The following is a 24942-nucleotide window of genomic DNA, read 5'->3' as shown; positions in this document are numbered from 1 at the left end:
TACGCGGCGGCCGCCAAGTCCGAGCGCGGCGACGGCGACCTGACCTTCCAGGGCGCGGCGGCGAAGTGCTTCGCCTCCGACGTGGCGATGGAGGTCACCACGGACGCGGTCCAGCTGCTCGGCGGCTACGGCTACACCCGTGACTACCCGGTCGAGCGCATGATGCGCGACGCCAAGATCACGCAGATCTACGAGGGCACCAACCAGGTCCAGCGCATCGTCATGGCGCGCAACCTGCCGTGAACGAGCCGGACTCACTCCCGCGACTCGGCCCCCGCTCTTCCATCGCGTTCGGCGTCCGGCGCGGGGGCGCGCGCCGCCTGCTGGAGCTGTCGGCCAGGCCCGCGTCTCCTGCCGGCTCGTCGGCGGCGGGCCCCGCTCAGCTCTGCGGGACGTCCTTGACGAACGCGATCCCGTCGCTGTCCGCCAGGTGGGCCGGGTCGAGCGGGGCGTAGCCGAACCAGGGGGATACGCGGGGCGCGGGGCGCGTGCCGGCGAGGGCGGTGGCCAGACGCGGGGCGTCGATGAGGCAGCGGTCCTCCGGGAGCGCGTACAGGAGTCCTTCGAGGGTGTCCGGCGGCGGTGTGTCCACTCCCCGGTGCCGGATCGTACCGAGGGCCGTGGCCACGAAGCCGTACTCGTCGCCGAGTCGGGCGCTCACCAGCGCACCGGCGCTCCACCACTCCAGGGGCGTCCCGCCCATCCGCATCGTGCTCTTCTCCCGCTGGAGATGGGAGTTGTGGGCGTGGACGAGTGCCGGGCCCCGAGCGGCGACGGCCAGGAGGTTGTGGGCCATCATCTGGTCCCGCACGCCCACCAGCCGGGTCATGCGGGCCGGTGAGCCGTCGGCCATCCAGTGGTGGTAGCGCAGCAGCCCGGTCGCGGTGCGCCCGTACAGGCGCGCCCGGTCCAGCGCGTCCCGCGAGGCAGCGGCCAGCAGGTGCGGCGCCTGCGCGTCGAGCAGCGCCCCCAGATCGTCGGCGAGCACCCGCAACTCGCCGGCCTCGGCCGACTGCCCCACGGACTGGGACGGGTCCGTCATCGCGGCGGGATCGGTCCACCGGTCGTCGGAGCCGAGCAGGCGGTCGAGTGTTTCCGCGGTGCAGGGCAGCATGTCCGCGTCCACCCGGGGCGCGAGGTAGCCGTGGAGCGCGGTGAGCGCCTGCCGGGGGCTCTCGGCACCGCTGATCTCCAGCGGGCCGTCGAAGCCGGCGAAGCGGAGCCGCTCCGACGCGGGCCGGCCGTCGTTGTCGGCGCGGACGTTGTAGGCGCGCATCCAGCGCACGAGCTCGCGGTTGGCCGCGAAGGCGCCCCAGCCGTGGCTGAATCCGTGCTCCATGACCTCGTCGAGGGAGCCCGTGCCCGAGGTGACGTGTTCGTCCACCACCAGGCCCCTCATGCAGTCGCTCTCGATCGCGATCGTCCGGTAGCCCTCCTGCTCGACGAGCTGCCGGAAGAGCCCGTTGCGCAGGTCGAGCAGAGTGTCCTCGCCGTGGGTGGGCTCGCCCAGGGCGAGCAGCCGCGGCCGGGCCGGGAGCAGCCCCATGACGGCGGAGGCGTCGAGGGCATGGGCCATGTCCTTGATGTCAGTAGCCATGCCCTCAACGGTATCGTTGAACTTTCGTTGGAAACTTTTCCGCGATATCGGCAGGATCATGGGGCAGAACCTTCAACACGGCAGGCGGCTCAGGCCGGTTGATCTGGCGCGCGGGCACGGTCTGTCCACGCAGGCGATCAGGAACTACGAGGAGGCCGGCATCCTTCCGGCCGCCGGTCGCACACCGCACGGCTACCGCACCTACACCTCGCTGCACGCGGGTGCCCTGCGCGCGTTTCTCGCCCTGGTGCCCGGCCATGGCCACCAGACGGCGAGGTCGATCATGCGGGCGGTGAACGAGGGCGCGGCCGATGAGGCGTTCCGCCTCATCGACGAGAGCCACGCCCAACTCCTCGACGACCGCCGGACCCTCCAGGCCGTGGAGAGCACCCTCCGCGGCCTGGAACGCACCACCGTGTCCGAACCCACGACGGCGTCCGAGCCGGCCGCGGTGCACGGGCCCGGCGGCACGTTCATCGGGCCGCTGGCGGGCAAGCTCGGAATCCGGCCCGCGACGCTGCGCACATGGGAGCGTGCCGGGCTGGTGCGCCCACGCCGCGACCCGCGGACCGGCTACCGCGTCTACGACGAGGCAGACGTACGGGACGTCCGGCTGGCCCACCAACTCAGGCGGGGCGGCTACCTGCTGGAGCAGATCGCCCCGCTGATCGCCCAGGTGAGGGCGGCCGGCGGGCTGGAGCCGCTGGAGACCGCACTGCGCGACTGGCGCGGTCGGCTGTCCGCCCGCGGGCGGGCGATGCTGACCGGGGCCGCGGAGTTGGAGGCGTACCTCCGCGAGCGCGGGTGAGACGTCGGACGCAGGCCGAAGACTCGCGCGTCGGGTCCGTTCACCGCTCCCGGATACGGGCCTGGGCGGCGTGCCCTCCTCGTACTCTCACGTGCGCGGATCCTCAGCAACAGCCGCCTTCCGCCGTGCCCGCGACGGCTTCGAGGCGGCAGAAGCAGGAGGCGTTGACCGGTACGTCCGCCATGGCGGACGCGAGCTTCAACTGCTGTGCCACGATCCGCGCCTCTCCTGATCTGCCCAGGCGCACGAGACACTCGTGGAACCCGTGCAGCGACCATACGTTGCCGGGGTGCTGCAGGGCACGCGGCAGCGTGTCGTCGAGGCCCAGGTCGGCCCGGTAGACGGCTTCCGCCTCCTCGACGCGTCCCCGTTCGAGGAGCAGGGCGCCGTACGCGTGCCGGGTGGGCTGCATCCATCCCCACGGCTCGTCGTAGGGAAGGCTGTCGTCGAGTGCGATCGACCGCTCCAGCGCGGCGAAGGCGGCGTCGTGGTTCCCCTTGCGGTACTCCAGTTCGCCGTCGAGCATCGCCGACGCGATCGCGAGAATGTCGGTACAGGTGTTGTTGAACAGCATGCGCGTCCCGGGTACCCGGGACACGGCCTCACGGAACAGTTCGCGTTCGGCTTCCGCCTCGGGGATCCGTCCGGTGGCGGACCAGGCGACGCCGCGGGCGTAGTGGAGCATCGCGGTGGTCACGCAGTACAGCCGCGGGTCGGCGGGCAGAGGCATGTCGAGGATGTCGGACCAGCGGCCGAAGCGGATGAGCACGTGCACCCGCATGGCGAGGAAGCTCTCCAGCCAGTCGGCCATGGGCGGACTCTGCACCCTCAGCAGGTCCTCGGGGATGGACGCTTCGAGTTGTGCGGCGGTCTCCAGGGCGGTCGCAGACCGGCCGAGGAACATCGCACCGTAGATCTTGAAGTGGTAGTTGTGCGATCGGTACAGGGTGTAGAAGTTCATCGAGCCGGCCCGCGCGCGGTACTTCTCGTCGGCGGCGATCGCGCTGGTGTTGTCCGACACCACACGCCGGTAGTCGCCGCAGAGCACGTCGAGGTGTGTGGGCATGTGCTGCAGATGGCCGGCGTCGGGCACGAGGCCGCGGAGCCGGTCCGCGACGGGCAGTGCGGCCTCGGGGGTGGGGGACATCTCCATGAGGTGGATGTACATGTGCAGGAGACCGGGGTGCTTCGCCCCGGCACCGGTGCCGATCGCCCGCTCGAGGACCGCCTTGGCCTCCAGCGTGCGGGCGCCTTCGGCGGGCAGGCCCGTGCGCAGGTCCCACAGCTGCCAGGGCGTGAGGTTCATCTGCGCGTCGGCATGGAGCACGGCGACATCGAGGTCGTCGGCTGCGAGCGCGTGTACAGCGCGCATGCTGTCGGCGTAGGGCCCGTTCCACACCGAGCAGTCCTCGACCGCTTCCGCCTGCGGATACCGGTGCCGCAGCGCTCGGATCAGGGCCTGCTCCACGGGAGTGGCACCGGCCGCCTTCTCGTGGGCGCGTTCGACGGCCGCGTGGGCACGCGCCACGGTCCGGGCGAGCTCCTCGCCCTCGAAGAACTCCCAGGGCTTGTTGTAGTTCGGACCGAGGGCGTAGGCGATGCCCCAGTAGGCCATCGCGCAGTCCGGATCGGCCGCGGCGGCCGCCTCGAAGCACGAGACGGCTTCCTCGTGGTGGAAGGCGTAGGCCCAGACCAGCCCGCGGTCGAACCACATCTGGGCGGACGGGGAGGACGTCGTCACGGGTCGGGAGTGGGTGCCGAGGTCGTAGTAGTCCATCCGTCTCTCCTGAAGGTACGGTCGGCCAGGGGACGCCGACGAGCCGCTCGGCCCGGCCGGACATGTGGACGCGCCGCAGCCGGCACGCACTCTCCCAACGTGGTGAAAGGCTCCGGGGAAACCGGCTGCGAGGGTGGAAACGATCTCGTCCGAACCGGAAAAGCGCGCGTGTCTTCCCCCAGGCGCGCCGCTCACCCGCTCACTGGCTGGCGTATCCCCCGTCCACCACGAACTCCGAGCCCGTCGAGTAGCTCGCCTCGTCCGACAGCAGGTACAGCACCATGTTCGCGATCTCGACGGGCTGGGCCTCCCGCTGGATCGGCTGGCGCTTCACCGCCTCGTGCGAGCGATCCGAATCCGCCGTCATCTCGGTGGCCACGACTCCGGGGTGCACGGAGTTGACGCGGATGTTGTACGGGGCGAACTCCAGTGCCGCAGCCTTCGTCATGCCGCGCACCGCCCACTTGGAGGCCGTGTAGCTGAGGATGTTCGGGAACGCGACGATCCCGCACATCGAGGAGATGTTGACGATCGAGCCGCCGCCGGCCGCCCGCATCGACGGCAGCACGGCCTTCATGCCGAGGAAGACGCCGATCTCGTTGACGTCGATCACCCGCCGGTAGTCGGCCTCGGTCAGCTCCTCGACGGGGCAGCGGTGGACCACGCCCGCGTTGTTCACCAGGCCCGTGACCTTGCCGCACACCTCTTCCGCGCGTGCGACGGCCGCCTTCCACGACTCCTCGTGGGTGACGTCCAGTTCCACGAACAGGGCGTTCTGTGCGCCCAGTTCCTCGGCGAGTGCCTCGCCCTCCTCCACGAGGACATCGCCGATCACCACTTTCGCCCCCTCCGCGACCAGTCGGCGCGCGTGCGCGGCCCCCAGGCCGCGCGCCCCGCCCGTCACGAGGACCACTGTGCCGTCCGCCCGTCCGCTCATGGGGGAACCTCCCGTACGTCGGTGCCTGCAGGTGGCAGCGATGGTCGCAGCGGTTACGGCTCGGCGGCACGAGGAGCTTCCCACTCACCGGGAAAGGGCGCTGCCGCCACGGTGCCTGGTGCGGGCAGGCTCGACGGGCACCCTGTGTCGGCGCGACACGAGGCGCGTTCCACACAACCGCAACCGGGAGTACCGCTGATGTCCGTCGATCTGACAGGAAAGGTCGCGCTCGTCACCGGCGCGGCACGCGGCATGGGCGCGGCCGAGGCCCGCCTGCTCGCCGCCCTCGGGGCGAAGGTCGTCCTCACCGACGTCCTCGAGGCACAGGGCGAGGCGACGGCCGCTGCCCTCGGCTCCGCCGCCCGTTTCATACGGCACGACGTGACCGACGAGAAGGCGTGGGAGGCCGCCGTGGCCGCCGCCGTGGAAGGCTTCGGCCGGCTCGACGTACTCGTCAACAACGCCGCGATCTACACCACCTCGCCCATCGTCGAGGAGGACCCGGGCCGCCTGGAGGCGGTTCTCCGGGTCGACCTGATCGGCCCGTTCCTCGGCATCCGCGCCGTCGCCGGGGCGATGAGAGCGAACGGCGGCGGATCCGTCGTCAACATCTCCTCACAGGCCGGACTGCAGGGCATGTGGGGACACGGCGCGTACGGGGCCGCGAAGTGGGGGCTGCGCGGCCTCACCAAGACGGCCGCGCTGGAGCTCGGCGCGGACGGCATCCGGGTCAACTCCGTCCACCCCGGGGCCATCGCCACGGCGATGACCGCCCACCTGGGGACGAAGGAGCACCCGGCCGCGCCGCTCGGACGGGTGGGGGAGCCCGAGGAGGTCGCCCGCCTCGTCGCGTTCCTCGCCTCCGACGACTCGTCGTACCTGTCCGGTGCCGAACTCGCCGTGGACGGAGGGGCGTCGGCCGGACGGATGCCGGTCTTCCCCCAGAGGGGAGCGGACGCGTGACCCGGCCCGCCGCCGAGGTCCGGGCAGTCATCGACCTGGCCGCGGCCAACTTCCCACCGCTCGGAATGGAGATGACTGACGTCGCCGAGGTACGCGCCTTCTTCGCCGCCCGCCCGAGGCTCCCCGTCTCCCCGCTCCCCGTCGCCCGCGTCCGGGACGAGGACGCCGACGGCGTGCCCGTACGCGTCTACGACCAGGCGGTGCACGAGGACGCCCCGGTGGTCCTGTACTGCCACGGCGGCGGCTTCGTCCTGCCCGAGACGCCCGTCGGGCGCGCCCACGACCGCCGCGTCCACGACGGCCGGATGGCCGCGCAGCACCCGCTCCACCTCCGCCGGGTACACGTTGAAACCGCCGACCACGAACATGTCCTTCAGCCGGTCCGTGATCCGCAGGAACCCGCGCGCGTCCAGTACGCCGACGTCCCCGGTGTGCAGCCAGCCGTCCGCGTCGACGGCATCGGCGGTGGCCTCGGGGTCGTCGAGATAGCCGTGCATCACGTGGTAACCGCGGGTGAGGATCTCGCCGGGTTCCCCGGGTGGTGCGTCGATGCGCAGCTCCGTGCCCTCCAGGGCGGTTCCGGATGTACGGGCCAGGGTCTGCGGGGACTCGTGCGGTCGGCAGATCGTGACCACACCCGTCGACTCGGTCAGTCCGTACGCGGTGCTGATGTTCCGCGCGCCGACGAAATCGCGTATCTGCTCGATGAGTTCGGTGGGGATGTTCGCCGCACCGGTGACCGCGGTCCGCATGGAGGTCAGGTCGTACGCCTCGCGCTCGGGATGGCGGATGAGCGAGGTGAAGACCGTGGGGGCGCCGGTCAGCACGGAGATCCGCTCGTCCTGGATCCGGCCGAGGACGGCCTGCGCGTCGAAGACCTGCTCCGGGACGATCGTGGCCCCGTGCAGCAGGCAGGCGATGACGCCGGCCTTGTAGCCGAAGGTGTGGAAGAACGGGTTCACCAGGAGGTAGCGGTCGCCGTGCCGGAGGGTGACCGCGCGGGCCCAGGCGTCGTAGACGCGCAGGTTCTGCCCGTGGGTGGCGGGGACGCCCTTGGGGCGGCCGGTGGTGCCGGAGGTGAAGAGGATGTCGGCGGTGTCGGTGGGACGGACGGCGGCGGTGCGGGTGAGCCGCTCCTCCTCGGTCACCCGGTCCGCGCCCGACAGGAACCGGGACCACTCCGGAGAGTGAAGGGTCACCGTCCGTTCCAGCAGCGGGAGTTCCTCTCCCGAGTCCGCGAGCAGCGACCGGTAGTCCGTGCCCAGGAAGTCGTGCTCGGTGAACAGGAGACGAGTGAGGGAGCGGCGCAGGATGTCGGCGGCCTCGGCCGCCTTGTAGCGGGTGTTCAGCGGGACCAGTACCGCGCCCGCCGCCACCGCTCCCAGCGCGGCCACCACCCACCGCGCGCTGTTGGGCGCCCACACGGCGACCGAGTCGCCGGGGCGCACGCCCGCCGCGATCACGGCCCGCGCCACCCGCGCGACCCGGTCACGCAACTCGGCGAACGTCCAGCGGTCCTCGCCGAAGACGAGGGCCTCCTCTGCCCCGTACGTCTGCGCCGCCCAGTCCGCGAGCCGGGCGACGGTCTTCGCGCCGCTCATGATCCGTCACGTCCTCCCTGCCGCCCCCGCCCCTCGGGGCGCGGGCACGGAACTACAGCCGGTGGGAGACTGGCAGGCAGAGGCGGTGCGGCGCAGGGGGCAGTTCCCGGTCAGCGGGATTCCGTCCGCACCGCGCCCCGCCTCCCGCGGTCGAGCCGGACCGCAGCGGGAGCAGCCGAGCCGCTGAACCGGCCACGCCCCGCGTCCCGCGGTCGAGCCGGACGGCAGCGGGAGCAGCCGAGCCGCTGAACCGGCCGCGCCGCGCCCACCCGAGTGGCCGGAAGCCGGAGGACGGGGTTCCCCGGACCGGGTCCCGCAGCCTGTTCACGGCCGCCTCCGCGACCGCTTCCCGCTCAGCGGGAACACACCCTTCTTCGCCGCCCGCCCCCGCCGTACGTTCATGCCATCCCGCCGAGCAGCCCCACGGGTGTCCCTCCGGCAGCGCACGCCGCCCCTCACACCCGGCTCGCACACCGCCTCGAGACACAGGACACGATGCTGTGACGTACGACCACGACTCCACGTCCCGCACCGCCAAGGCGGGCGGCCTCACCCTCCACTACCACGAGGCGGGTCCCGAGGACGGCCCCGTCGTCATCATGCTGCACGGCGGCGGCCCCGGCGCCTCCGCCTGGTCCAACTTCGGCCGGAACCTCGCCCCCTTCGCAGAGGCCGGCCTGCGCACCCTCCTCGTCGACCAGCCCTGCTTCGGTGCGTCCGACAAGCCCGAGCCGGACACCGACTACTTCACGTACAGCGCGAACGCCGTCGCCGCCCTCATGGACGAACTGGGCATCGAGAAGGCCGGGTTCATCGGCAACTCCCTCGGCGGCGGCACCTCGACCAGGCTGGCGCTCGACCACCCGGCCAAGGCGAGCAGGCTGCTGCTCATGGGTCCCGGCGGGATCTCCGTCAACCTCTTCGCGCCCGACCCGACCGAGGGCATCAAGCACCTCTTCGCGTTCAACTCCTCCCCGGAGCCCACCCGCGAGCAGATGCGCACCTTCCTCACCGCCCTCGCGTACGACACCTCCCTCGTCACCGACGACTTCCTGGAGGAGCGCTACGCGCAGGCCACCGACCCCGCGGCCCGCCTGGGCGCGGCTCGCATGGGCGCCGCTTTCCGCAACACAGCCTGGGCTGAACGCACCATGCTGTGGCGCGAGGCCCACCGCCTCACCCAGCCGGTGCTGCTCACCTGGGGCCGAGAGGACCGGGTGAACCCGCTCGACGGCGCGTTCCTCGCCCTGAAGACGATCCCGGACGCCCGGCTGCACGTCTTCCCGCACTGCGGCCACTGGGCCCAGTCCGAGAAGTTCGACGAGTTCAACCGGCTCGCCGTCGACTTCTTCACCCACTGAAGGGCCAGGCGCATGGAACGGCTGATGCAGCGGTCTTCCGGAGAACGCCGCCCGGACACCTTCGAACGCATCGACGCGGACCACTTCCGCGATGTCCTGGGACGGTTCGCCTCCGGCATCACGGTCGTCGCCTCGGTCGACGAGGACGGCACACCGGTGGGCCTCGCCTGCCAGTCGTTCGCCTCACTCTCCCTCGACCCGCCGCTGGTCCTGGTCTGCGTCGGACGTACGTCGTCCAGCTGGCCCAAGGTCGAGGCGGCCGGCCGGTTCGGCATCTCGGTCCTCGCGAACGACCAGAAGGACGTCTGTGCGGCCCTCGGCCGCAAAGGCGGCGACAAGTTCGCCGGAGTGGGGTGGTCGGTGTCCCGAAACGGCGCGGTGCGCATCGACGGGGCACTCGCCCACATCGACTGCGCCGTCCAGAACGTCGTCGAGGCCGGCGACCACTACGTCGTCATCGCCCGCGTCCTGGAGCTGACCGCACGCGAGGACGGCACCCCGCTCGTGTACTTCCGCAGCGACTTCGCGAGGGGAATCTTCCGATGACGACGGGCACAGCCGACGGGGAGCATTCCTGACCCGAGTGATCTCTGGGTGCGACGCGGCGCGCTGCGATGCCACCGAGTGCGACCTGGCCGGCGCGAGCCGGCCGACGTGGAGGACAGGGAGCGGGAACGTGCACCGCTCCGCAGCCACCCCGACCGGCCCTTGGCCTTGTCGGGGTCGTCGCGCTGGTCCTGCCGGTCGGGGGGTGGATCACCCCGGGCGCACCGAGTGCCTGGTCTTCTGATGACCGACGTCCCTCCGCCGTCGGGGGTGTTCGGGCCGCTGGAGGATCGGTACCCCCGGTGGAAGGAGGGCACGGGCCCCGCCCGCCAGGGGGAGTGCCCGTGCCCTTGTCCCAGATCCCTTCTGGTCGGGTCCCGTCCGGGTCAGGCCGCGGTCAGCCCCAGCTCCATGGCGAGCCGCCCCCGGTGCCAGGCCGGTGAGCCGAACAGCTGGGCCGAGCCGTGTGCGCGCTTGAAGTAGCGGTGGGCATCGTGCTCCCAGGTGATACCGATGCCGCCGTGCAGTTGGATGGTCTCGCCCGCCACCGCCGAAAAGGCCTCCGAGCAGGCGGATTTGGCGACGGCCGCGCAGCGTGTCAGCTCCGGTGAGCCGGCGGCGGCCGCGCAGGCCGCGCCGAGCGCGGCCGAGCGCGCCGACTCCACCAGCACGTACGCGTCCGCGAGCCGGTGCTTGATCGCCTGGAAGGAGCCGATAGGCCGGCCGAACTGGATGCGCTCCTTGGCGTAGGCGACCGTGAGTTCCAGGCAGCGTTCGGCCGCGCCGACCTGCTCGGCGGCGAGCGCCGTGCAGGCCAGGTCCAGGACGTGCCGCAGGACCCGGCCGCCGTCGCCCTCCGTGCCGATGAGCCGGCCCTCGGCCCCGTCGAGCACGATGCGCGCCTGCGCCCGGGTCTGGTCCATGGCGACCGTCGCGTCACGGCGCACACCCGGGCCGTCGAGGGGCACCTGGAAGAGGCAGACCCCGGCCCCCGTCCGGGCAGCCACGAGCAGGACATCGGCCTCGGTCCCGTGCAGCACGAACTCCTTGGTCCCGGTGAGCCGCCAGGTGCCACCCGGGCCGCGGACGGCGTCGCACCGGACAGCCGCCGGGTCCCACGACCCGCGTTCGGCCCACGCCAGGGCCCCCACCGTCCGGCCCTCGGCGAGCCCCGGAAGCAGGTGCGCGCATGCCCTGGCGTCCCCGGAGACGACCAGCGCCTGCACCGCGAGCACCGCGGAGCCGAGATAGGGGACGGGGCTCAGGCTCCGGCCCAACTCCTCCATCACGACGTGGACTTCACGCGCTCCGCCGCCCGCACCGCCGTACTCCTGGGGGACGGCGAGTCCGGTGACGCCGATCTGCTCGCTCAACGGCCGCCAGGCCGCCGCACCCTCGTGCCGGGTGAGCGATGCCCGCACGGCGGACCGCAGTTCCTTCTGTTCTTCCGTCGGCCTCATCTGGCGGCTCCCTTCCGTGCCGCTCCGCCCTGCGTCCCGTGGTGTCCTCGCCATGGCCCGGCCGTCCTTGCCGGGTCGGAGTCGTCCGCCAGATCCCGGCCGCGGGTCTCGGCCGTCCGCCAGACGGCCAGCGCCGTCACCAGCCCGCACAGAACGGCCACCGCCACGAGGGGAGTGCTGGACACACCGCCCGAGGCGGAGAGCAGGCTGCCGGCCAGCAGCGGCGTGAACCCGCCGCCTGTCAGGGCGGCCAGCTGGTAGCCCAGGGAAGCACCCGTGTAGCGGACCCGGGTGCCGAACATCTCGGACAGCAGCGGCCCCAGCGGCGCGTACATCGCGGACTGCACCACCTGGCCGAGGACCATGCCGAGGATCAGCAGGGCGGTGGACTTTGAGTCGACCAGCGCGTAGACGGGTACGGCGAGCAGCATGATGCCCACGGCGCCGCCGAGCATGACCGCCCGACGCCCGACTCGGTCGGAGAGCGCGGAGAAGAGCGGGATCCCGACCAGTCCGGTGACCGCGGTGAAGAGGAGACCGGTCATCACATCGGCGGTCGTGTACCCGATGGACGTGGCGTAGGTGAGCATGAAGGTGCTGATCAGCGCCGTCAGGGCGAAGGGACCGATACCGACGGCGCACGCGCGGACGAGAGTCCCGGGCTCGCTCAGCACCTGCGCCAACGGGATACGCGTCGCGGCCGTGTCGGAGCCCCGCGAGCGCGCCGCCTGCTGGAACAGAGGGCTCTCCGTGATGCTGATGCGCACATACAGGCCGATGCCGAGCAGCAGCGCGCTGAACAGGAACGGGATGCGCCAGCCCCAGGCCAGGAACTGGTCCGGGGGCAGCAGTGCGGTCGCGGTGACGGCGAGGGTCGACAGCAGGAATCCGAGCGGCGACCCCATCTGCATCACGCCGCTCCACAGACCGCGCCGCCGGGCGTCGGCGTGTTCGACGACCATCAGCGTGGCACCGGCCCACTCACCGCCTATGGCGATGCCCTGGACGACGCGGAACAGGACCAGCAGGACAGGCGCCGCGATGCCTATCGTCCCGTACGTCGGCAGCACGCCGATCAGGAAGCTCGCCGCGCCCATGAGGACCATCGTCAGGACGAGCATGGACTTGCGGCCGAGCCGGTCGCCGAAGTGCCCGAAGAGGGCGCCGCCGACGGGACGCGCGACATAGCCGGCGGCCAGCGTGCCGAACGCGGCGATCGTGCCGACCGCCGGATCGGACGCGGGGAAGAACAGCCGGCCGAACGCGATCGCGGCCATCGTGCCGTAGAGCAGGAAGTCGTAGTACTCGATGACCGTGCCGAGCAGGCTGGACAGAGCCACCTTGCGCAGCAGAGCGGGATCCGCGACCGTGTCCGGTCCCTCAGCGCTCTCGGGTCTCTCGGGTCTGTGCGGGGTCGGTGCGGTGGGCATGCAGACTCCAGGGTGCGCTGGGGACATGGCGGATATGTGCGAGCGGTGACCCGTCTTGTGGGCGCCGGACAGCTCGCTCTCCCGGCCGGGTGATCCCGGAGAACGAGCCGTGGGGGAGACGCTGGGGTCAGGGGGCGAGTACGCGGGCGCGGCAGGCGGCCGGTGTGCCCCAGGCGGACCGCAGCGGGCGGGCCTTGCGGATCCACAGGGAGAGGTCGAGCTCCTCGGTGTAGCCGAGGGCGCCGTGGAGCTGCAGGGCGGTACGGGCAGCCGTGCAGGCCGCCTCGCACGCCGCGACCTTCGCCGCCGCGATCCCGCGCCCGGACGCCGGGTCCTCCGCGGCCAGGGCCACGGCTGCGGCGTGGATCAGCGGCTGGGCGAACTCCAGGGCGATCAACGTGTCGGCCAGTCGGTGCTTCACCGTCTGGAACGAGCCGATGGCCACCCCGAACTGGCTGCGCTGCCGGGCGTATTCGACGGTTCGTGCCAGCAGGGCACGGCCCAGACCGAGCGCCTGGGCCGCCGTCGCGAGCGCCGCGACATCGGCGGCGTGCGCGGCCGCGGCGGACACCTCCGGCCCCCGGGCCAGGACGGTCCCGCCGAGCGGGCGGGCGAGTCGGCGCGCCGGGTCGGCGGACGGCTGGACGGGCCCGGCCGCCTCTGCCAGGCGCACGGCGTCGCCGTCCACGACGAAGACCGCGTCGGCGGCGTGGGCGTCCAGGGCGTAGGGGCTGTCGTCGGAGAGCAGACACAGTGAGGCGGCCGTCTTTCCGGACGCGATGCCCGGCAGCCATGCGGCGGCCGCGGCGTCGTCTCCCAGGCGGTCGAGGAATGCCGCCGCGGCCACCGTCTCCACCAGCGGGCCCGGCACCGCATGGCGGCCGATTTCGGTGAAGGCGACGGTGATGTCGACGGGCAGCGGGCCGAGACCGTCGTGCTGCTCCGGCACGGCGAGGGCGAAGACGCCGGCCCCGGCGAGCTTCGCCCACACGTCGCGCCCGGGCGCGGTGTCTCCGGCCGCCCATGCCCGTACGGCGGCGGGAGTGCCGGCCGCCGCGAGCATGCCGTCCAGGGAGCGCGCGAACGCCTGCTGCTCGTCGTCGAGGTGGAAGCGCATCACCGGCGTCCCTTCGGGAGGCCGAGCAGCCGCTCGGCGATGATGTCGCGCTGGATCTCGTTGGTGCCGGCGTAGATCGGGCCGGCGAGGGAGAAGGTGTAGCCCTCGGCCCAGCTCCCGTGCGCGGGCGCCTCGCCGGCCGTGTCCGACAGTTCGCCGTACGGGCCCAGCAGGTCCAGCGCCGTCTCGTGCAGGGCGATGTCCAGCTCGGACCAGAAGACCTTGTTCAGACTCGACTCGGCGCCGATCGCACCGCCGGCGGCGATCCGCGAGGCGGCCGCGTAGGTGAAGAGCCGGTACGCGCGGGCGCCGATGACCGCATCGGCGACCCGGCCGCTCAGGGCGGTGTCGCCCGGGTCCGCGGCCGAGCGCCACAGCGCCACCAGGCGGTCGGCCGCCGCGCTGAACCGCCCCGGGCTGCGCAGGGTCAGCCCGCGCTCGTTGCCCGCGGTGCTCATCGCGACCCGCCAGCCCTGGCCCGGCTCGCCGATCACGTCCTGGTCCGCGACGAAGACGTTGTCGAGGAAGAGTTCGGCGAAGGCGGGCTTGCCGTCGAGCCGGCCGATGGGACGTACGGTCACACCGTCGGCGTCCAACGGGAACATCAGGTAGGTCAGCCCCTGGTGGGGCCTGGCCGCGTTCGTGTCGCCCCGATCACCGCGGAAGAGGCCGAACGCGCGGTCGGCGAAGGCCGCCCTGGAGGACCAGGTCTTCTGGCCGCTCAGGAGCCAGCCGCCGTCGGTCCGTACGGCCGTGGAGCGCAGGCTCGCCAGGTCCGAGCCGGAGTCCGGCTCGGACCACGCCTGGGCCCAGATCACCTCGCCGCTCGCCATCGGTGGCAGGATCCGCTCCAACTGCTCGGCCGTGCCGTGCTCCAGGAGGGTGGGGGCGAGGAGGTTGATGCCGTTCTGGCTGACCCGGCCGGGTGCGCCGGCGGCGTAGTACTCCTCCTCGAAGATCAGCCACTCGGTGATCGAGGCGCCCCGGCCGCCGTACTCCTCGGGCCAGGAGACCACCGACCAGCGGTCGGCGGACAGGGTGCGCTCCCACTCGCGGTGGGCCGCGAAGCCCTCGGCGGTCTCCAGGGAGGGCAGGGGTGCTGCCGGGACACGGCCGGCCAGCCAGGAGCGGGCCTCGGCGCGGAACGCCTCCTCCTCGGCGGTGAAGTCGAGGTCCATCAGGCGGAGGCCTCCTTCATCGCGCGGACGTCCATGCCGCCGAGCGAGTCCTTCGCGGTCTCGGCGTTGTGCGCGTGCGCGAGGTGGTGCAGCCCGAAGACGGAGTCCAGTCCGGTGTGCAGGCCCTGGAGGTCCTCGGCCTGGTTGACGGCCCGCTTGGTCAGCGCCAGCCCCATGCGGGGCATGTCGGCGATCCGGTTCGCCAACTCCATGGTGCGGTCGGTCAGTTCGGCGCGCGGCACGACCCGGTTGACCATCCCGACCTCGTACGCGCGCCGCGCGCTCATCCGGTCGCCGGTGTAGAGGAACTCCTTGGCGATGCGCGGCGGCATGACCCACGGGTGGGCGAAGTACTCCACGCCCGGGATGCCCATGCGCACCACCGGGTCGGCGAAGAACGCGTCGTCGGACGCGACGATCAGGTCGCAGACCCAGGCGAGCATCAGGCCGCCCGCGACGCACGCGCCCTGCACGGAGGCGATCACCGGCTTGGGCAGCTCGCGCCAGCGGCGGCACATGCCCAGGTAGACCTCGGACTCGCGGGCGTAGCGGCTCTCCGCGCCCTGCTTGTCCGAGTGGTCCCACCACAGGCCCGCCTTGCGGTCGAACGGCAGGTGGGCGTCCCGCTCCGGGGTGCCGATGTCGTGGCCGGCTGAGAAGTGCTTCCCCGCTCCGGCGAGGACCACGACCTTCACCCGGCTGTCGTCGGCCGCGCGGTAGAAGGCCCGGTCCAGGGCGTAGGTCATCGCGGAGTTCTGGGCGTTCCGGTAGTCGGGCCGGTCCATGGTGACCACGGCGACGGCGCCCTGGCGTTCGTATCGGACGGGCTCGGCGGGTGCGGTGCGGGCAGCGGACATCCGCGCCTCCTTCCCTAACAATTGTTTGGTAGGTTAACGTACGGCCCCTCGGCCGTCGAGAAGTCGAGTCGCCCATTCGTCGAGAGTCGTCCGGAGCCGCCCATGAGCAGCGTCGAGGAGTTCCGCACCGAGGTCCGCGGCTGGCTGCGAGCCCATCTCGCGGGGCCGTTCGCGAGCCTGCGCGGGCGCGGCGGGCCCGGCCGGGAGCACGAGGCCTTCGCCGAACGCCTCGCCTGGGAGCGGCACATGGCCGCCGCGGGCTGGACCTGCGTCGGCTGGCCGAAGGAGTACGGTGGCCGCGGCGCCACCCTCGAGCAGCAGGTCGCCTTCCACGAGGAGTACGCCCTCGCCGACGCCCCCGCCCGCGTCAATCACATCGGAGAGCAGCTGCTCGGTCCCACCCTGATCGCCTTCGGCACGCCTGAGCAGCGCGAGCGCTTCCTGCCCCGCATCGTCGCGGTCGACGAGCTGTGGTGCCAGGGGTACAGCGAGCCGGACGCCGGGTCGGACCTGGCGAACGTACGGACGCGGGCCGAGCTGGACGGCGACGAGTGGGTGGTCACCGGCCAGAAGATCTGGACGTCACTCGCGCACGAGTCCGACTGGTGCTTCGTCGTCGCCCGCACCGAGCCGAACGTCCCGCCGGGGGCATCTCCCGGCCCGAGCACGCGGCAGCAGCGGGGGGCGGGCTCCACCCGTCACCAGGGCCTGTCCTATCTCCTGGTGCCGCTGGACCAGCCCGGTGTGGAGGTGCGGCCGATCACGCAGCTGACCGGCACATGCGAGTTCAACGAGGTCTTCTTCGACGGTGCCCGCACAGCGGCGGCGAACGTCGTCGGAGCGCCCGGCGAGGGCTGGAAGATCGCCATGGCGACGCTCGGCTTCGAGCGCGGTGTGTCCACCCTCGGCCAGCAGGTCGGCTTCCGCCGCGAGCTGGAGGCCGTCATCGAACTGGCCAGGACGGGCGGCGCGGCCGAGGACCCGCTGATCCGCGACCGGATCGCCCGGGCCTGGATCGGCCTGGAGATCATCCGGGGCAATGCGCTGCGGATGCTCGACGGCGTCGCGGCCGGTGCACCGGGCCCCGAGGCCTCCATCGGCAAGATCTTCTGGGCGACCTGGCACCGGGAACTGGGCGAACTCGCTATGGACGTGTGCGGCGCCGACGGAATGCTCGCGGCCGCAGAGCCCTACGACCTCGACGACTTCCAGCGGCTGTTCCTCTTCTCCCGCTCCGACACCATCTACGCCGGCTCGAACGAGATCCAGCGCAACATCATCGCCGAGCGCGTGCTCGGCCTGCCCAAGGAGGGTCGTCCATGACCAGGGCCGCGCCGCCGTACGTGCCGGGCCACCGCCTGCTCGCCGGCCGTACCGCCGTCGTCACCGCCGCGGCGGGCGCGGGTATCGGCGGCGCGACGGCCAGACGGCTCCTGGAGGAGGGGGCGAGCGTCGTCGTCTCCGACGCGCACGCCCGCAGGCTGGGGCAGTGCGAGGCGGAGCTGGCCGCCGAGTTCGGTGCGGACCGGGTGGCCTCGCTGACCTGCGACGTGACCGACGAGGACCAGGTCACGGCACTGTTCGACCTTGCCGAGGAGAGGCACGGACGCCTCGACATCGTGGTGAACAACGCCGGGCTCGGGGGCACGGCCGATCTCGTCGACATGCCCGACGAGCAGTGGGACAAGGTCCTCGACGTCACCTTGAACGGCACCTTCCGCTGCACCCGAGCCGCGCTGCGCCGCATGAAGGCCGACGGCGGCGGAGGCGTCATCGTCAACAACGCCTCGGTGATCGGCTGGCGGGCGCAGAAGGGACAGGCGCACTACGCCGCGGCCAAGGCCGGGGTCATGGCGCTCACCCGCTGCGCCGCGCTGGAGGCCGCCGAGTACGGCGTGCGCGTCAACGCCGTCTCACCCAGTCTCGCCATGCATCCGCACCTGGTGAAGGTCACCACCCCCGAACTGCTGGCGGAGCTGACCTCCCGCGAGGCGTCCGGCCGCTACGCGGAGCCCTGGGAGGTGGCCAACGTCATCGTGTTCCTGGCCAGCGGCTACTCCTCGTACATGACCGGGGAGGTCCTGTCCGTCAGCAGCCAGCACGCGTGAGGCGAGAATGGCTGTGTGCCGAAAAGCAGCAGCAGGAAGACCATCATGAGCCCGTCGCCCGACCGGCGCGAGGAACTCCTCGCCACCGCGGCCGAGGTGTTCGCCGCACAGGGGTACAACGCCACCACCGTCCGCAAGATCGCGGATGCGGCGGGGATGCTCGCGGGCAGCCTCTACTACCACTTCGACTCCAAGGAGTCGATGCTCGACGAGATCCTCTCCACGTTCCTGGACGATCTGTGGGCCCGGTACGACGCGGTGCTCGCCGCAGGACTCGGACCGCGCGAGACCATCGAGGCACTCGTCACCGAGTCCTTCCGGGAGATCGACCGGCACCGCGCCGCGGTCGCCATCTACCAGAAGGAGTCCAAGCACCTCAGGACCCAGCCGCGCTTCGGCTATCTCGCCGACTCCCAGCAGAAGTTCGAGAAGGCGTGGCTCGGCACCCTCGAGCGCGGAGTGACCGCCAAGGTCTTCCGCGCCGACCTCGACGTCCGGCTCACCTACCGCTTCGTGCGCGACACCGTGTGGGTCGCCGCGTCCTGGTACCGGCCGGGAGGACAGCACAGCCCGGAGGAGATCGCCCGCCAGTACCTGTCGATGGTGCTGGAGGGGATCGCCCTCCGCGAATGACAGCCAGAGCGCAGACATCGAGAAGGAGCGGCCATGGCCGAGGCATACATCGTCGAAGCGGTACGCACCCCGGTCGGCAAGCGGAACGGCGGGCTCGCCGCCGTGCATCCCGCCGACCTCGGCGCACACGTGCTCAAGGCGCTGATGGAGCGCTCGGGCGCCGACCCGGCCGCCGTCGAGGACGTCGTCTTCGGCTGCCTGGACACCGTCGGCCCCCAGGCCGGCGACATAGCCCGCACCTGCTGGCTGGCCGCGGGGCTGCCCGAGGAGGTGCCCGGTACCACCGTGGACCGGCAGTGCGGCTCGTCGCAGCAGGCGGTGCACTTCGCCGCCCAGGGCGTGCTGTCCGGCACCCAGGACCTGGTCGTCGCCGGCGGTGTGCAGAACATGTCGCAGGTGCCTATCGCCTTCGCCAGCCGCCAGGCCGCCGAGCCCCTGGGACTGACCCAGGGCCCGTACGCCGGCTCCGAGGGCTGGCGGGCCCGCTACGGCGACCGGCCGGTCAACCAGTTCCACGGTGCCGAGATGATCGCCGAGAGCTGGGGCATCTCCCGCCGCGACATGGAGGAGTACGCGCTGCGCTCCCACCAGCGGGCCATCCGCGCGATCGACGAGGGGCGCTTCGACCGCGAGATCGTCGCCTACGGGGACGTGGCCCGCGACGAGGGGCCACGCCGCGACACCACCCTGGAGAAGATGGCGGGCCTGAAGCCTGTCGTGGAGGGCGGCCGGCTGACCGCCGCCGTCTCCTCGCAGGTCTCCGACGGCGCCTCCGCGATGCTGCTCGCGAGCGAACGGGCCGTACGGGACCACGGGCTGACCCCGCGCGCCCGCATCCACCACCTCTCGGTGCGCGGCGAGGACCCGATCCGCATGCTGTCCGCGCCGATCCCGGCCACGGCGTACGCGCTGAAGAAGGCCGGGATGACGCTCGACGACATCGACCTGGTCGAGATCAACGAGGCGTTCGCCTCCGTGGTCCTGGCGTGGCTGAAGGAGACGGGGGCCGACCCGGAGAAGGTCAACGTCAACGGCGGTGCCATCGCCCTCGGCCACCCCCTCGGCGCCACCGGCACCAAGCTGATGACCACGCTCCTGCACGAACTGGAGCGCACGGGCGGCCGTTACGGCCTCCAGACGATGTGCGAGGGCGGCGGCCAGGCCAACGTCACCGTCATCGAGCGCCTCTGACGCGCGACACCCGCCTGGGGCCGGCAGACCGGCCCCAGGCGGCACGGCACCCCGAACGTCCCGCCGGTCGACGAGACCGGCGGGACGTTCATGATGAGGCGTCCGGGTTGCCCGGACACAGTCGTACCGACGGACCGTCAGCCCGGGACCACCACGGGGCCGTCGCTCCAGCGGAAGACGTGGGCGGGCCCCGGTTCCACGATCCCGGCACCCGGCACCTCACCGTCGAACCACCGGTCCACACAGGTCCAGTGGTAGGGATGACCCAGGTACTCCCCGGTCAGGCCCTCGACATCGGCGTACTCCTGCTCCCACACATGGGTCCACCGGGAGGGGGTGAGCGTCTGGTCCACGCGGCTGAGGGCCCAGGAGCGGATGGTGGGGATGTGACCGGGCATGGCCAGGAGATCCCTCTCCAGGAGCGCGACGAGGGTCTCGGGCGTGCCGGGCCGGACGGCGAGCAGCAGCGTCCGCTTCACGCGCGGGCCGGACAGTGCCGCTGTCCGGCTCCGTACGGGAACGAGCGCGACGGTGTCGAGGGGCTCCGGCAGGCCGGCCGCGGCGGCGATCTCGGCGGGCGGCAGGTCCGCCGTCACGTCCCAGGTGGCGCCCGTTCCGCCGAGACCGCCCGGCAGATCGGGCCCCGCCGAGGACACGGACACCCCCGGGACCTCGGCGGCCGTGCCGTACGACTCGGCCGCCCCGGCCGGCAGCAGTGCCACCCAGCGGGTCATGCCACCGGCCCTTCGTCGTCGGTGGCGAGCGGTTCGAGCACCTGGCGGTCGCGGTCCAGCGCGATCTCGTCGGTGTGCGCCCAGAACGCGGCGACCCGGGGATCGCGGCCGCAGGCGCCGCGCGCGGCGTAGAACGCGTCGCTGTCCGGCAGCGACCACAGGATGCGGACGGCCGCGGTGTCCGGGCCGGTCCAGGTGCGCCAGACGCGCTCGGCGACCATGCCGCGGCCGCGGGCGCCCGGCAGGTACTCGGTGTGCCAGCGCCGCAGCCACTCCGCGACCCGGTCGTCCGAGAGGACCACAGTGTCGAGGATCTGGACCCCGCTCGTCGTTCCCCGTCGCAGCATGTGGGTCTCCCTCACTTCACCAGTCGCGAGCGCAGCTTCGCCAGCGTCGGGGTGTCCAGGCCGAGTCCCTCGGTGAGGTAGCCGCGGAGACTGCCGTAGTCGTGCTCGGCCTGGTCCAGGGCCGCGTCGAGGTAGTCCCCGCGCACCTCCTGGAGCGGGATGAGCAGGTCCGGGTTCTCCATCAGACCGGCCTTCCTGAGCTGCTCGCGGGACGCGCGGTCCGCCTCCGAGCGGAAGTCGTTGGACAGCAGGTAGTCCCTCTCGGCCGTCTCGGCCGGGACTCCGACGGCGCGCAGCAGGAGGTAGCTCATCCATCCGGTACGGTCCTTGCCCGAGGTGCAGTGGTAGAGCAGCGGGGCCTGCTTGCGGTTCGCGAGGTCCCGCAGGGTTCCTGCGAACTGCCGGCGGCTGTCCGGGCTGGTGACGAAGGTGCGGTAGATGTCCCGCATCAGCTGCTCCGCCTTCCCGTCGCCGAGCAGTTCCTGCTGTTCGACCGGGTCCTTGGAGCCGATGGCCGCCATGATCCTGCCGTACAGCCCGAGGTCGTCCACGGGCCGGGAGACCACGGTGGCGCCGGCCGGGAGGCGGTCGGCGCCGTCCCGCTGGACCTCCAGCGGGACGCGGAGGTCCACCACGGTGCGCAGGCCCAGCGCGGACAGATCCGAGACGTCGGCGTCGGTGAGTCTGCCGAGCGCGTCGGCGCGGAAGACCTGGCCGTAGCGCACGTGGCGGCCATGGTCGGTGCGGTAGCCGCCGAGGTCGCGGACGTTGACCGCGCCCTGGAGCGCGATGTGCCGGACGGAGTCGGTGGCGGTGGCGGTGACGGCGGCGAGCGGGGCCGTGGCAGCGGGCCGCGCCGTGGCGTCGGTCGTGGCAACGGCGGGGAGAGCGCCGAGGACGACGGCGGAGACCACCGCTCCGGTCGCACGGCGGACGCGGACAGCACGCATGGGGATCAACTCCAGGAGAAGAAGGGGACATTTACCGGCGGTGGAGCGGAACGCAGCCCTTCAGACGGCGAGGGGCAGGGAGCGCAGAGCGGCATGGGCTTCGGCCATCACGCGGTCGACGAGTTCGGCGCAGGACGGCATGTCGTCGATCACCCCCGCGACCTGGCCGGCGGCCATCACACCGAGATCGGTGCGGCCCTCGACCATCGAGGCCCTGAGCAGCATGGGAGTGTTGGCGGCCAGCAGGATCTGGCTCCAGGTCAGTCGCCTGCCGTGTTTCATCGCCAGGCCGTCACGGATCATCTGCGCCCAGCTCATCCCGCTCTCACGGCGGAAGGCGCCGGCGTGGCGGACCGCCCGCAGCAGCGAGGCGGCCCGGCCCGAGCGTTCCAGCGTGTCGACGAGTTCGGTGCGGAGCATCCGGTGGGGCAGGCCGTCGACCTTGGCGGTGACGGTGACGTCCTTGACACTCGCGGCCAGGTACGCGGCCTTGACCGCGTCGGGGACGGTGCTGTCGGAGGTGAGCAGGAAGCGGGTGCCCATGGCGATCCCGGCGGCGCCGTAGGCGAGTGCGGCGACCAGGCCCCGCCCGTCGTGGAAGCCGCCCGCGGCGACGACCGGGATGTCGACGGCGTCCACGACTTGGGGGAGCAGCACGGTGGTGGCGACGTCGCCGGTGTGCCCACCGCCCTCGCCGCCCTGGACCACCACCGCGTCGGCGCCCCACGCGGCGACCTTCTCGGCGTGCCGCCTCGCGCCGATGGACGGGATGACGACGACTCCGGCGTCCTTCAGCCGGGCGATCAGCTCCCGGGAGGGCGCGAGAGCGAACGACGCGACCTTCACGTCCTCGTCGATGATGATCCGTACGCGCTCGGCCGCATCGCGCGCGTCCGCCCGCAGATTGACGCCGAAAGGCGCGTCCGTACGGGACTTGACCTCGCGCACGGCGGAGCGGAGCCGGCCCGTGGTCATGGTGGCGGAGGCGAGTATCCCGAGCGCTCCCGCGTTGGCGGCGGCCGACACCAGGCGGGGCCCGGCCACCCAGCCCATACCGGTCTGCACGATGGGGTGCCGGACACCGACCAGTTCGGTGAGCGGGGTGGCAATCGTGATGTCGCTCATGCGGCCGGCACCTCGCGGTCGCGCAGCGCCTTCGGATCGACGGCCTCCCGGATCAGCCGCAGCTCCTCGGCGGTGGGCTCACGGGTGGGCGGCACCTCGTCGGGGACGGTCAGTGCGAAGCCGGTGGCCCGGACGACCTCCTCGACCGTGACGCCGGGGTGCAGCGAGCGCAGCCGCATCGTCCGGTCCGGGGTCTCGAAGTCGAACACGCCCAGGTTGCTGATGACCTCCGGGATGCGGTGGTAGCGGGTCGCGGAGGGGCCGGCCGCGGCGGCGCGGTCGTAGCCGACCCCGCAGACCATGTCGACCCGCTCGACGAAGACTCGTGGGGTGTGCCTGGGGACCCAGTAACTCGTCGGGTTGTTGAGGGTGTTGACGGGCGCGCCGCGCACGCCCAGCAGTTGCCGCTCGGGCCAGGCCCAGTCGCCGATGCAGGAGATGTTCTGGTTGCCGTGCCGGTCCAGCTGGCTCGCGCCCATCATCACGTGGCGACGCCCGGTGGCGACCAGGGCCAGGTGGCGGCGGTACGGCAGCCATCCCTCCACCACCTGTGCCGCGGCGCCCACCTCCGGTACGTCGCCCATGAGCAGGGCCTCGCCGTCCGTCAGCAGCAGGTCGGGGGAGAAGGTGAGCTTCGCCAGCCGGGCTCCGATCGTGGGGACGGTGCCCATCGGGCTCGCCAGCACCTCACCCGCGTCCCGCCAGGCCTCGGCGCACGCCACCACGCAGTACTCGGCCCGCGTCGCCGTCGTCGTACCGCCGTTCATGCTTCCTTACCTTCTTTCTTGGGTCAGTCCTGGTCATTCGTAAGATCGGGGCACCCAGGGGTGTCGGGTATGGCTGTCATGCTTCAGCCGCTCGTGGCTCAGGAGGATTGGTCGCCCGACACCCCGCGACGACTCGGCCGCTAATTGGGATGCGCGAGGCAGATCGCTGTGTAAGGACACGTCGGCGAGGTCGTCTGCTGGGACCGTGCACGACACGTCGACGGAGGCTCACGTGCCCGAGATCTGGGCCGGTACGGATGCAGGTAAGGCCCATCACCACTGCGTGGTGATCGACTCCGAGGGGCGACGGCTGCTGTCGCGCCGGGTGGCCAACGACGAGGCCGAGCTGCTCCAGCTCATCGGCGATGTCCTGGATCTCGGCGAGGAGGCCACCTGGGCCATCGACCTGAACGCGGGCGGTGCCGCCCTGCTGATCGCGCTGTTGGTCAACCACGGTCAGCGGCTGCTCTACATCCCTGGCCGCACGGTCCACCACGCCTCCGGCTCCTACCGGGGTGACGGGAAGACCGACGCCAAGGACGCCTTCGTCATTGCCGACCAGGCCCGCATGCGCCGGGATCTGCACCCGCTGCAGACCGGCGACGAGGTCGCTGTCGACCTGCGGATCCTGACCGCCCGCCGCTACGACCTGACCGCCGACCGCACCCGCGCGATCAACCGGCTGCGCGCTCAACTGCTGGATTACTTCCCCGCCTTGGAGCGGGCCTTCGACTACAGCAGGTCCAAGGCGGGACTCCTGCTCTTGACCGGCTACCAGACCCCGGCCGCCCTTCGCCGGACCGGCAAGAGCCGCCTGGCGACCTGGCTGAAGAACCGCAAGGCCCGTGGGGCCGAGGGCGTCGCCGCCACGGCCATTGAAGCCGCCGAGGCCCAGTACACCGTCGTCCCTGGAGAGAAGCTGGCCGCCGCGATGGTGGTCAAGCTGGCGAGGGAGGTGATGGCCCTCGATGAGGAGATCGCCGAGACCGACCGGCTCATCGAGGGCCGGTTTCGCGAGCACCGCCACGCCGAAGTGATCAACAGCCTGCCCGGCATCGGCCCCCTCCTGGGCGCCGAGTTCATCGCGCTCACCGGCGGCGACATGGATGCCTTCGGCACCCCCGACCGCCTCGCCGGCGTCGCCGGACTGGCTCCCGTGCCCAAGGACTCCGGACGCGTCAGCGGCAATCTGCACCGGCCTCGCCGCTACAGCCGGCGCCTGCTGCGGGTGTTCTACCTCTCGGCCCAGGTCGCCGCCCGCTGCTGCCCAGTCTCCAAGACGTTCTACGACCGCAAGAGGGCGGAAGGCAAGCGCCACAAGCAGGCCATTCTCGCCCTCGCCCGACGGCGCCTGAACGTGCTGTGGGCCCTCATACGTGACGGCCGGACGTTCATGGTGCCCGCACCTGAGCCCGACGCCGCAGCGGCGTGACCGGCTCACAGCGAGTCACCAAC

Annotated in this window: 23 protein-coding genes and 1 pseudogene; 10 read left to right on the top strand and 14 right to left on the bottom strand. The window is 72.0% G+C overall.

The window, feature by feature from the left end; genetic code table 11:
* On the top strand, nucleotides 1-243 hold a 243-nt coding region (locus AB0K02_RS15745; RefSeq protein WP_365992972.1), incomplete at its 5' end, for an acyl-CoA dehydrogenase family protein.
* A gap of 136 nt (nucleotides 244-379) precedes the next feature.
* Here AB0K02_RS15745 and AB0K02_RS15740 read toward each other — a convergent pair.
* The gene (locus tag AB0K02_RS15740; RefSeq protein ID WP_365992971.1) at nucleotides 380-1597 is read right to left on the bottom strand and encodes an erythromycin esterase family protein; all 1218 of its coding nucleotides are present in this window, start codon (nucleotides 1595-1597) and stop codon (nucleotides 380-382) included.
* A 58-nt stretch (nucleotides 1598-1655) separates the two neighbouring features.
* Here AB0K02_RS15740 and AB0K02_RS15735 point away from each other — a divergent pair, with 58 nt between their 5' ends.
* Nucleotides 1656-2405, top strand: a complete 750-nt coding sequence (locus AB0K02_RS15735; protein WP_365992970.1) for a TioE family transcriptional regulator — start codon at nucleotides 1656-1658, stop codon at nucleotides 2403-2405.
* Nucleotides 2406-2508: 103 nt separating this feature from the next.
* Here the strand turns inward: AB0K02_RS15735 and AB0K02_RS15730 are convergent, their stop codons facing one another.
* Both AB0K02_RS15730 and AB0K02_RS15725 read right to left on the bottom strand, forming a co-directional pair.
* The gene (locus AB0K02_RS15730) at nucleotides 2509-4182 is read right to left on the bottom strand and encodes a hypothetical protein (RefSeq protein WP_365992969.1); all 1674 of its coding nucleotides are present in this window, start codon (nucleotides 4180-4182) and stop codon (nucleotides 2509-2511) included.
* Nucleotides 4183-4381: 199 nt separating this feature from the next.
* A complete protein-coding gene (locus AB0K02_RS15725; RefSeq protein WP_365992968.1) occupies nucleotides 4382-5119 on the bottom strand; it encodes a glucose 1-dehydrogenase in 738 nt (245 codons plus the stop codon).
* A gap of 198 nt (nucleotides 5120-5317) precedes the next feature.
* On the opposite strand from AB0K02_RS15725, the gene AB0K02_RS15720 reads away from it, so the two are divergent.
* On the top strand, nucleotides 5318-6082 hold the full coding sequence (locus tag AB0K02_RS15720) for a glucose 1-dehydrogenase (protein WP_365992985.1): 765 nt from the start codon (nucleotides 5318-5320) through the stop codon (nucleotides 6080-6082).
* A 494-nt stretch (nucleotides 6083-6576) separates the two neighbouring features.
* Here AB0K02_RS15720 and AB0K02_RS15715 read toward each other — a convergent pair.
* A pseudogene (locus tag AB0K02_RS15715) lies at nucleotides 6577-7683 on the bottom strand (AMP-binding protein); the annotation flags it as partial.
* Between the two features lie 500 nt (nucleotides 7684-8183).
* Here AB0K02_RS15715 and hsaD point away from each other — a divergent pair.
* Together hsaD and AB0K02_RS15705 are read left to right on the top strand one after the other, a co-directional pair.
* Nucleotides 8184-9044, top strand: coding sequence for a 4,5:9,10-diseco-3-hydroxy-5,9,17-trioxoandrosta-1(10),2-diene-4-oate hydrolase (hsaD, locus tag AB0K02_RS15710; protein WP_365992967.1), 861 nt, complete (start codon nucleotides 8184-8186; stop codon nucleotides 9042-9044).
* A 24-nt stretch (nucleotides 9045-9068) separates the two neighbouring features.
* Nucleotides 9069-9590, top strand: a complete 522-nt coding sequence (locus tag AB0K02_RS15705) for a flavin reductase family protein (protein WP_365992966.1) — start codon at nucleotides 9069-9071, stop codon at nucleotides 9588-9590.
* Nucleotides 9591-9976: 386 nt separating this feature from the next.
* On the opposite strand, the gene AB0K02_RS15700 is transcribed toward AB0K02_RS15705, so the two are convergent.
* The 5 genes from AB0K02_RS15700 to AB0K02_RS15680 form a co-directional block, all read right to left on the bottom strand.
* Nucleotides 9977-11050 carry an acyl-CoA dehydrogenase family protein gene (locus AB0K02_RS15700; RefSeq protein WP_365992965.1) on the bottom strand — a complete coding sequence of 358 codons (1074 nt, stop codon included), beginning with the start codon at nucleotides 11048-11050 and terminating at the stop codon, nucleotides 9977-9979.
* Nucleotides 11047-12480 (bottom strand): MFS transporter, encoded by a 1434-nt coding sequence (locus tag AB0K02_RS15695; RefSeq protein ID WP_365992964.1) that lies wholly within the window; start codon nucleotides 12478-12480, stop codon nucleotides 11047-11049. The genes AB0K02_RS15700 and AB0K02_RS15695 overlap by 4 nt, the downstream gene beginning before the upstream one ends.
* A 127-nt stretch (nucleotides 12481-12607) precedes the next feature.
* Complete coding sequence (locus tag AB0K02_RS15690; protein WP_365992963.1) at nucleotides 12608-13597, bottom strand: acyl-CoA dehydrogenase family protein; 990 nt, start codon at nucleotides 13595-13597, stop codon at nucleotides 12608-12610.
* Nucleotides 13597-14775 carry an acyl-CoA dehydrogenase family protein gene (locus tag AB0K02_RS15685; protein ID WP_365992962.1) on the bottom strand — a complete coding sequence of 393 codons (1179 nt, stop codon included), beginning with the start codon at nucleotides 14773-14775 and terminating at the stop codon, nucleotides 13597-13599. Before AB0K02_RS15685 ends, AB0K02_RS15690 begins: the two co-directional genes overlap by 1 nt.
* A complete protein-coding gene (locus tag AB0K02_RS15680) occupies nucleotides 14775-15632 on the bottom strand; it encodes an enoyl-CoA hydratase (RefSeq protein WP_365992961.1) in 858 nt (285 codons plus the stop codon). The genes AB0K02_RS15685 and AB0K02_RS15680 overlap by 1 nt, the downstream gene beginning before the upstream one ends.
* Nucleotides 15633-15734: 102 nt before the next feature.
* On the opposite strand from AB0K02_RS15680, the gene AB0K02_RS15675 reads away from it, so the two are divergent.
* Genes AB0K02_RS15675 through AB0K02_RS15660 form a run of 4 tightly spaced genes read left to right on the top strand, consistent with a single transcriptional unit; the run spans nucleotide 15735 to nucleotide 19564 of the window.
* A complete protein-coding gene (locus AB0K02_RS15675; RefSeq protein ID WP_365992960.1) occupies nucleotides 15735-16955 on the top strand; it encodes an acyl-CoA dehydrogenase family protein in 1221 nt (406 codons plus the stop codon).
* Entirely contained in the window at nucleotides 16952-17740 is a 789-nt protein-coding gene (locus AB0K02_RS15670) for an SDR family oxidoreductase (protein ID WP_365992959.1), read from the top strand. The genes AB0K02_RS15675 and AB0K02_RS15670 overlap by 4 nt, the downstream gene beginning before the upstream one ends.
* Nucleotides 17741-17785: 45 nt before the next feature.
* On the top strand, nucleotides 17786-18373 hold the full coding sequence (locus tag AB0K02_RS15665) for a TetR/AcrR family transcriptional regulator (RefSeq protein WP_365992958.1): 588 nt from the start codon (nucleotides 17786-17788) through the stop codon (nucleotides 18371-18373).
* 33 nt (nucleotides 18374-18406) lie between these two features.
* Nucleotides 18407-19564 carry an acetyl-CoA C-acetyltransferase gene (locus AB0K02_RS15660; RefSeq protein WP_365992957.1) on the top strand — a complete coding sequence of 386 codons (1158 nt, stop codon included), beginning with the start codon at nucleotides 18407-18409 and terminating at the stop codon, nucleotides 19562-19564.
* 137 nt (nucleotides 19565-19701) lie between these two features.
* On the opposite strand, the gene AB0K02_RS15655 is transcribed toward AB0K02_RS15660, so the two are convergent.
* The 5 genes from AB0K02_RS15655 to AB0K02_RS15635 are packed head-to-tail and all read right to left on the bottom strand — an operon-like array spanning nucleotide 19702 to nucleotide 23487.
* Nucleotides 19702-20298 (bottom strand): Dabb family protein, encoded by a 597-nt coding sequence (locus tag AB0K02_RS15655; RefSeq protein ID WP_365992956.1) that lies wholly within the window; start codon nucleotides 20296-20298, stop codon nucleotides 19702-19704.
* Nucleotides 20295-20645 (bottom strand): NIPSNAP family protein, encoded by a 351-nt coding sequence (locus tag AB0K02_RS15650; RefSeq protein WP_365992955.1) that lies wholly within the window; start codon nucleotides 20643-20645, stop codon nucleotides 20295-20297. The genes AB0K02_RS15655 and AB0K02_RS15650 overlap by 4 nt, the downstream gene beginning before the upstream one ends.
* An 11-nt stretch (nucleotides 20646-20656) precedes the next feature.
* A complete protein-coding gene (locus AB0K02_RS15645) occupies nucleotides 20657-21595 on the bottom strand; it encodes a tyrosine-protein phosphatase (protein WP_365992954.1) in 939 nt (312 codons plus the stop codon).
* Nucleotides 21596-21655: 60 nt separating this feature from the next.
* Entirely contained in the window at nucleotides 21656-22720 is a 1065-nt protein-coding gene (locus AB0K02_RS15640) for a nitronate monooxygenase (protein WP_365992953.1), read from the bottom strand.
* Nucleotides 22717-23487 (bottom strand): CoA-transferase, encoded by a 771-nt coding sequence (locus AB0K02_RS15635; RefSeq protein WP_365992952.1) that lies wholly within the window; start codon nucleotides 23485-23487, stop codon nucleotides 22717-22719. Before AB0K02_RS15635 ends, AB0K02_RS15640 begins: the two co-directional genes overlap by 4 nt.
* Nucleotides 23488-23719: 232 nt before the next feature.
* Here AB0K02_RS15635 and AB0K02_RS15630 point away from each other — a divergent pair, with 232 nt between their 5' ends.
* The gene (locus AB0K02_RS15630; RefSeq protein WP_365992950.1) at nucleotides 23720-24919 is read left to right on the top strand and encodes an IS110 family transposase; all 1200 of its coding nucleotides are present in this window, start codon (nucleotides 23720-23722) and stop codon (nucleotides 24917-24919) included.
* Nucleotides 24920-24942: the final 23 nt, after the last annotated feature.

Source organism: Streptomyces sp. NPDC049597, from assembly GCF_040675505.1.
Classification (GTDB): Bacteria; Actinomycetota; Actinomycetes; order Streptomycetales; family Streptomycetaceae; genus Streptomyces.
This window is presented reverse-complemented; position numbering and strand designations above follow the sequence as displayed.

Bases quoted from the DNA above. Each gene is read 5' to 3' on its own strand.
- AB0K02_RS15690 (WP_365992963.1), bottom strand. From the start codon at position 13,597: ATGCGCTTCCACCTCGACGACGAGCAGCAGGCGTTCGCGCGCTCCCTG.
- AB0K02_RS15650 (WP_365992955.1), bottom strand. From the start codon at position 20,645: ATGCTGCGACGGGGAACGACGAGCGGGGTCCAGATCCTCGACACTGTG.
- AB0K02_RS15670 (WP_365992959.1), top strand. From the start codon at position 16,952: ATGACCAGGGCCGCGCCGCCGTACGTGCCGGGCCACCGCCTGCTCGCC.
- AB0K02_RS15735 (WP_365992970.1), top strand. From the start codon at position 1,656: ATGGGGCAGAACCTTCAACACGGCAGGCGGCTCAGGCCGGTTGATCTG.
- AB0K02_RS15675 (WP_365992960.1), top strand. From the start codon at position 15,735: ATGAGCAGCGTCGAGGAGTTCCGCACCGAGGTCCGCGGCTGGCTGCGA.
- AB0K02_RS15740 (WP_365992971.1), bottom strand. From the start codon at position 1,597: ATGGCTACTGACATCAAGGACATGGCCCATGCCCTCGACGCCTCCGCC.
- AB0K02_RS15725 (WP_365992968.1), bottom strand. From the start codon at position 5,119: ATGAGCGGACGGGCGGACGGCACAGTGGTCCTCGTGACGGGCGGGGCG.
- AB0K02_RS15730 (WP_365992969.1), bottom strand. From the start codon at position 4,182: ATGGACTACTACGACCTCGGCACCCACTCCCGACCCGTGACGACGTCC.
- AB0K02_RS15655 (WP_365992956.1), bottom strand. From the start codon at position 20,298: ATGACCCGCTGGGTGGCACTGCTGCCGGCCGGGGCGGCCGAGTCGTAC.
- AB0K02_RS15665 (WP_365992958.1), top strand. From the start codon at position 17,786: ATGAGCCCGTCGCCCGACCGGCGCGAGGAACTCCTCGCCACCGCGGCC.
- AB0K02_RS15700 (WP_365992965.1), bottom strand. From the start codon at position 11,050: ATGAGGCCGACGGAAGAACAGAAGGAACTGCGGTCCGCCGTGCGGGCA.
- AB0K02_RS15695 (WP_365992964.1), bottom strand. From the start codon at position 12,480: ATGCCCACCGCACCGACCCCGCACAGACCCGAGAGACCCGAGAGCGCT.
- AB0K02_RS15720 (WP_365992985.1), top strand. From the start codon at position 5,318: ATGTCCGTCGATCTGACAGGAAAGGTCGCGCTCGTCACCGGCGCGGCA.
- AB0K02_RS15645 (WP_365992954.1), bottom strand. From the start codon at position 21,595: ATGCGTGCTGTCCGCGTCCGCCGTGCGACCGGAGCGGTGGTCTCCGCC.
- AB0K02_RS15685 (WP_365992962.1), bottom strand. From the start codon at position 14,775: ATGGACCTCGACTTCACCGCCGAGGAGGAGGCGTTCCGCGCCGAGGCC.
- AB0K02_RS15635 (WP_365992952.1), bottom strand. From the start codon at position 23,487: ATGAACGGCGGTACGACGACGGCGACGCGGGCCGAGTACTGCGTGGTG.
- AB0K02_RS15660 (WP_365992957.1), top strand. From the start codon at position 18,407: ATGGCCGAGGCATACATCGTCGAAGCGGTACGCACCCCGGTCGGCAAG.
- AB0K02_RS15680 (WP_365992961.1), bottom strand. From the start codon at position 15,632: ATGTCCGCTGCCCGCACCGCACCCGCCGAGCCCGTCCGATACGAACGC.
- AB0K02_RS15640 (WP_365992953.1), bottom strand. From the start codon at position 22,720: ATGAGCGACATCACGATTGCCACCCCGCTCACCGAACTGGTCGGTGTC.
- AB0K02_RS15705 (WP_365992966.1), top strand. From the start codon at position 9,069: ATGCAGCGGTCTTCCGGAGAACGCCGCCCGGACACCTTCGAACGCATC.